General features: G+C 59.4%; 5 protein-coding genes. All 5 read left to right on the forward strand.

Features of this window, described 5'->3' with window-relative positions; all coding sequences use genetic code 11:
* Nucleotides 1-729 (forward strand): ABC transporter substrate-binding protein (locus HHJ19_RS14335; RefSeq protein WP_296908510.1); only part of this gene is annotated, 729 nt, incomplete at its 5' end.
* Nucleotides 730-767: 38 nt separating this feature from the next.
* Nucleotides 768-1955 (forward strand): pyridoxal phosphate-dependent aminotransferase, encoded by a 1188-nt coding sequence (locus HHJ19_RS14340; RefSeq protein WP_296908511.1) that lies wholly within the window; start codon nt 768-770, stop codon nt 1953-1955.
* Between the two features lie 150 nt (nt 1956-2105).
* Nucleotides 2106-2372, forward strand: coding sequence for a 30S ribosomal protein S15 (rpsO, locus tag HHJ19_RS14345; RefSeq protein ID WP_296908513.1), 267 nt, complete (start codon nt 2106-2108; stop codon nt 2370-2372).
* A gap of 294 nt (nt 2373-2666) precedes the next feature.
* Entirely contained in the window at nt 2667-4790 is a 2124-nt protein-coding gene (gene pnp, locus HHJ19_RS14350; protein ID WP_296908515.1) for a polyribonucleotide nucleotidyltransferase, read from the forward strand.
* Between the two features lie 75 nt (nt 4791-4865).
* A partial coding sequence (locus tag HHJ19_RS14355) for an NAD(P)H-quinone oxidoreductase (protein WP_296908518.1) occupies nt 4866-5736 on the forward strand: 871 nt, incomplete at its 3' end.

Consider the following 5736-nt stretch of genomic DNA (forward strand, 5'->3'; position numbering starts at 1 on the left):
GTTTACCTGATTGGCCAGGACTACAGCTTCGGCCAGGCAGTGCTGCGCGAAGCCCGCAAGCAGATCGGCTTGCAGCGCCCGGATATCCGGATCGTGGGCGACGAGCTGCATGCGCTCGGCCGCGTAAAGGACTTTATTCCCTACGCCGTCAAGATAAAGGCCAGCGGCGCGCATGCGGTGTTGACGGGCAACTGGGGCAATGACCTGACCCTGCTCATCAAGGCAGCTCGGGAAGTCGGCTATGAAGGCAAGTTCTACACTTTTTATGGCAACGCGCTGGGCGTACCCGCCGCGCTCGGGGATGCCGGTGTCGGCAAGGTGATCGCCGTGGCCGACTGGTTTCCCAACGCGCCGGGCGCAGCGTCGGAAACCTTCTACCAGTCCTTTCGCCAGCGCTTTCCCAGGCCGCAGGACGACTACGTGCACATGCGCATGCAGCTAATGATGGAAACGCTGGCCCAGAGTCTGGAGAAAGCGGGCGTCAGCGATGCTGCGGGCGTGGCCGCGCAAATGGAAAAAGCGACGGTAAATTTCTCGGGCTTCAAGGGCGCCATGCGCGCCGCCGACCACCAGTTTCAGCAGCCACTGGAAGTCGCCATCATGGGAAAGCAGGGTACGCCGGGGGTCAAATTTGATGTCGAGGGATCGGGCTACGGTTTTCGCGTGATCAAGACGATTTCGGCGCAACGGGCCGAGCAACCCACCAGCTGCCAGATGGTGCGGCCATGAGCTATCCGAAACCTGACCTGACAAATTGAAAGAGGCGCATGCGACAGACTGTTTTAAATCTTGAAGAATCGATGATTCGCCGGGTGGCCAATGCCGGCATGGGGCGCAGCGATGTGCTGAAGTTTTGGTTCGGCGAGAGCGACGAGACGACTCCGGCCTTTATCCGCGATGCGGCCATCGCTTCGCTGCAGCAAGGTGAGACGTTTTATGCGCACAATCTTGGCCTGCCGGAGTTGCGCGATGCCATCGCCCGGTATTCAACCGGCCTGCGCTGTCCCGGTGCCGAGCCGATCGGGGCCGAGCGCATCGCCGTCACATCGGGGGGTGTCAATGCCCTGATGCTGGCGGTGCAGGCGCTGGTCGATGCAGGCGACGAGGTGGTGGCGGTCACGCCAGTCTGGCCCAACCTGACCGCCCAGCCGCTGATCATGGGCGCCCAGCTGCGCTGCGTCAGCCTCAAGCCGGTGGCCGGGCAGTGGCAGCTCGACATGGAGGAGCTTCTGGCCGCCATCACGCCCAAGACCAAACTCTTGATCGTCAATGCACCGAACAACCCGACCGGCTGGACCCTGAGCCGGGACGAGCAGGCTGCCATCCTGGGGCATTGCCGCAAGACCGGCACCTGGATTTTGGCTGACGAGGTTTATGAGCGCCTGTATTTTGAAAGCACCCGAAACGGCTGCGCGCCCAGTTTTCTGGACATTGCCGGCCCCGAAGACCGGCTGGTGGTGGTGCACAGTTTTTCCAAGAGTTTTTTGATGACCGGCTGGCGGCTCGGATGGCTGGTAATGCCGCCGGCGATGACGCCGCACATGGGCAAGCTGGTGGAGTTCAACACCTCCTGCGCGCCGGTTTTTATCCAGCGGGCGGGCCTGGTCGCGCTGAAAAAAACGGACGACGTCACGCCGCAGCTGGTGGCGCACCTTAAAACCTGCCGCGACACGCTGGTGCCACTGCTGCAGGCGATCCCGGGCGTGGAAGTGGCGGCAGCCAAAGGCGGCATGTATGCTTTTTTCAGGTTGACTGACCAGCAGCGTTTCGGCGACTCGCTGGAGACCGCCAAGCGGCTGGTTGCCGAGGCGGGGCTGGGGTTGGCGCCAGGCAACGCTTTCATGATCAATCCCGCGCCACAGGCCCAGGGCTGGCTGCGCTGGTGTTTTGCCAGCCGTGACGTCGCCAGGCTGGAGCAGGGCGCTGACCGGCTCAGGCATTGGCTTGCGTTATAATCCGATGTGCTGCGTAAAGAGGCGCTGTTTGGGGAAAAAGCAGAATTTCATTGGCAGACAACACGACGAAACACGACGAAAGCGGTCAAATCCCAATAGCGGGAACACTGCTTCGCTCGCAAGTGCAACACCGTTGCAAGAGGAAAACCCATGATCGCAAAATCAATCAAGGCTGAAATTGTCAAGGACAATGCGCGCTCCGCCCTGGATACCGGCAGTCCTGAAGTTCAGGTCGGCCTGCTGACCGGCCGCATCAATGAATTGATGCCTCACTTCAAAACCCATGCCAAAGACCACCATGGCCGCCGGGGCCTGCTGCGCATGGTGAGCCGCCGCCGCAAGCTGCTGGACTACCTGAAGTCCAGGGATGCTTCGCGTTATGTTGCGCTGATTGCCAAGCTTGGCCTGCGCAAGTAACCGGTAAACCCAGAGACAAGCGCCTGAGTTAGTTCACTAGCTCAGGCGTTTTGCACTTTAAAACTGCAAAAAATGCTTTCAATTTCAGAAATGCCCAGGCATGACTGATTTACTTCGGAGCATGACCAAGCGAACACGCGCTGTGTCATTCCACAAGATTGACCCTGAATCCTCAGTCATTTTGTGGAATGGCATCGTGTTCAGCCAGTCAACATTCCGGGCTCCTTGCACTGCCATATGTGCTGAATTCGGTGCCCTCATCCGGGTACTTAAAACTGAGTGGAGAAAAAAACCATGAGCATTTTCAATAAAGTTACCAAATCCTTCCAGTGGGGCCAGCACAAGGTCACGATGGAAACCGGCGAAATGGCGCGCCAGGCTGGCGGCGCCGTGTTGCTTGACATGGACGGCACCGTAGTGCTGGCCACCGTGGTCGCAAAAACCGATGCCAAGCCTGGCCAGGATTTTTTCCCGCTGACGGTCGACTACCTTGAAAAAACCTATGCCGCCGGCCGAATTCCCGGCAGCTTTTTCAAGCGTGAAGGACGCCCCAGCGAATTTGAAACGCTGACCTCACGCCTGATCGACCGCCCGATCCGTCCGCTGTTTCCTGAAGGTTTCTTTAACGAAGTGCAGGTCGTGATCCATGTGCTGTCGCTCAATCCCGAAATCGAAGGCGACATTCCGGCGCTGATCGCGTCAAGCGCAGCGCTGTCGATTTCCGGTATTCCGTTCAACGGCCCGATTGGCGCTGCCCGCGTGGCCTATATTGACGGCCAGTACGTGTTGAACCCGGGCAAGACCCAGCTCAAGAATTCCTCCATGGACCTGGTGGTGGCCGGTACCGAAGCTGCTGTGCTGATGGTCGAGTCCGAAGCCAAGCAACTGTCTGAAGAAATCATGCTCGGCGCCGTGGTGTTTGGCCATGAACAGGGCAACATCGCCATCAACGCGATTCACGAACTCGTTCGTGATGCCGGCAAGCCGGTGTGGGACTGGAAGGCGCCTGCGAAGGATGAAGTGCTGATCGCCAAAGTGGTCGCGCTCGCCGAAGAAAAGCTGCGCGCCGCCTACCAGTTGCGCAACAAGCAGGCCCGCACCCATGCCACGCGCGAAGTGACCACCTGGACCAAGATGGGGCTGAAGGCAGAAGGCGTCGAGTTTGATGGCGTGGCCGTTGACGGCATGTTGTTCGACATTGAAGCCAAAATCGTCCGCAGCCAGATCCTGGCCGGCGAGCCGCGTATTGACGGTCGCGACACCCGCACCGTGCGCGCGATTGAAATCCGCAACAGCGTGCTGCCGCGCACCCACGGCTCAGCCTTGTTCACCCGTGGTGAAACCCAGGCGCTGGTCGTCACCACGCTGGGCACCGAGCGTGACGCGCAGCGCATTGACGCGCTGTCCGGCGACTACGAAGACCGCTTCATGCTGCACTACAACATGCCTCCGTTCGCCACTGGCGAAACCGGCCGCGTCGGTAGCCCGAAACGGCGCGAAATTGGTCACGGCCGACTGGCCAAGCGCGCGCGGATTTCCCTGCTGCCATCGAAAGAGGAATTTACGTACACCCAGCGCGTGGTGTCGGAAATCACCGAATCCAATGGCTCGTCGTCGATGGCTTCGGTCTGCGGCGGCTGCCTGTCGCTGATGGACGCCGGCGTGCCCATGAAAGCGCATGTGGCGGGTATCGCCATGGGCCTGATCAAGGAAGACAACCGCTTTGCCGTACTGACCGACATCCTGGGCGACGAGGACCATCTGGGTGACATGGACTTCAAGGTTGCCGGCACGACCAACGGCATCACCGCACTACAGATGGATATCAAAATCCAGGGCATTACCAAGGAAATCATGCAGGTCGCACTGGCCCAGGCCAAGGAAGCCCGCATGCACATACTGGGCAAGATGCAGGAGGCCATGGGCGAGGCGAAAGCTGAAGTGTCTGACTTCGCGCCGCGTCTTTACGTGATGAAGATCAACCCTGAAAAGATCCGTGACGTGATCGGCAAGGGCGGCGCCGTGATTCGTGCGTTGACCGAAGAGACCGGCACCCAGATCAATATCGAGGAAGACGGCACGATCACCATTGCTTCCAACGATAGCGTCAAGGCCGATGAGGCCAAGCGCCGCATCGCCGAAATCACCGCTGAAGTCGAAATCGGCAAGGTCTACGAAGGCGCGATCACCAAGATCCTCGACTTCGGTGCGCTGGTCAATTTGATGCCCGGCAAGGACGGTCTGCTGCACATCAGCCAGATCGCCCACGAGCGTGTCGAGAAAGTCACCGACTACTTGAAAGAAGGCCAGATCGTCAGGGTCAAGGTTCTTGAAACCGACGAAAAGGGCCGGGTCAAGCTGTCCATGAAGGCGCTGCTGGACCGTCCTGCTCAGAATCAAAATCAGGATCAGGGTTAATCAGCCCTGCTATTAATTTTATAGCTGCTGGTGCCGGCATCGCCTGGACCAGCGGCCTAAATTACTGAAGAAATTATGAGAGCGATTGAAATTACCTCCTTCGGAGCGCCTGACGTGCTGCGTCTGTGCGATCGTCCAGCGCCTGAGTTCGGCGCTGGCGAAGTATTGATCCGTGTCAGCGCCAGCGGCGTGAACCGCCCTGATGTGCTGCAGCGTACCGGCAATTACCCCGTGCCGCCTGGCGCGTCCGACATTCCGGGACTGGAAGTCGCTGGCGAAATTGTTTCTGGTGACGCTTTGGCAATGGCCGCTGCCGGGTTAGAGCTGGGCGACCGCGTTTGCGCCTTGGTAGCCGGCGGCGGTTACGCCGAGCTGTGCGTCGCGCCGGTCGGCCAATGTCTGCCGGTGCCAGCTGGCTTGAGTGATGTGCAGGCGGCATCATTGCCCGAGACCTTTTTTACCGTCTGGAGCAACGTCTTTCAGCGCGCCTATTTGCAAAAAGGCGAAACGCTGCTGATTCAGGGCGGCTCCAGCGGTATTGGCGTGACTGCTATCCAGATCGCCAAAGCGCTCGGCTCTACGGTGCTGGTGACGGCCGGCAGTGACGAGAAGTGCGCGGCCTGCGTGGCATTGGGCGCAGACCACGCCATCAATTACAAAACCAGCGATTTTGTTGAAGAAGTCAAAAAATTGACCCAGGGCAAGGGTGTCAATGTCATTCTTGACATGGTCGCTGGCAGCTATGTATCGCGGGAAGTTGAATGTCTGACCGACGACGGCCGTCTCGTCATCATTGCAGTGCAAGGCGGCGTCAAGGCCGAGTTCAATGCCGGTCTGGTGTTGCGCAAGCGCCTGACCATTACCGGCTCGACCTTGCGCCCGCGCTCACTGGAATTCAAGAGCGCGATTGCGAGGGCGTTGAAGGAGACGGTCTGGCCGCTGTTCG

Origin of the sequence: Polaromonas sp., assembly GCF_012927415.1 — a bacterium.
Taxonomy (GTDB): domain Bacteria; phylum Pseudomonadota; class Gammaproteobacteria; order Burkholderiales; family Burkholderiaceae_C; genus Polaromonas.